At 47.0% G+C, this 400-nt stretch carries 3 tRNA genes; all 3 read left to right on the forward strand.

Annotation, left to right across the window (positions count from 1 at the left end):
- The first annotated feature begins 39 nt into the window (after positions 1-39).
- The 3 genes from GVO60_RS22235 to GVO60_RS22245 all read left to right on the forward strand — a co-directional run bounded on the left by GVO60_RS22235 (position 40) and on the right by GVO60_RS22245 (position 357).
- Positions 40-124, forward strand: a tRNA-Leu gene (locus GVO60_RS22235).
- Positions 125-160: 36 nt separating this feature from the next.
- Positions 161-235: transfer RNA gene (locus GVO60_RS22240), tRNA-Gln, on the forward strand.
- A gap of 45 nt (positions 236-280) precedes the next feature.
- Positions 281-357, forward strand: a tRNA-Met gene (locus GVO60_RS22245).
- The last annotated feature ends 43 nt before the right edge of the window (positions 358-400 follow it).

Raw genomic sequence — 400 nt, forward strand, 5'->3', positions numbered from 1 at the left:
CGTTGAGGTTTTACCAATTCTCTCAATGATGTTAGATACGCGGTCGTGGCGGAATTGGTAGACGCACCAGATTTAGGTTCTGGCGCCGCAAGGTGTGAGAGTTCAAGTCTCTCCGACCGCACCATCTAAACTTTCAGATAGTTTTTAACTATCGCACTGCAGGTCTATCGCCAAGCGGTAAGGCAGCGGCTTTTGATGCCGCCATTCCCTGGTTCGAATCCAGGTAGACCTGCCATTATTTTTAGGTACTGTAGAAGACTCTTCTATTGTTCCTTAAGATGGCTACGTAGCTCAGCTGGTTAGAGCACATCACTCATAATGATGGGGTCACAGGTTCGAATCCCGTCGTAGCCACCATTTACTCCCCTGAAAAGGGAACATTACTGGTTTTTACCAATTA

The organism is Vibrio atypicus (assembly GCF_009811315.1).
Lineage (GTDB): Bacteria > Pseudomonadota > Gammaproteobacteria > Enterobacterales > Vibrionaceae > Vibrio > Vibrio atypicus.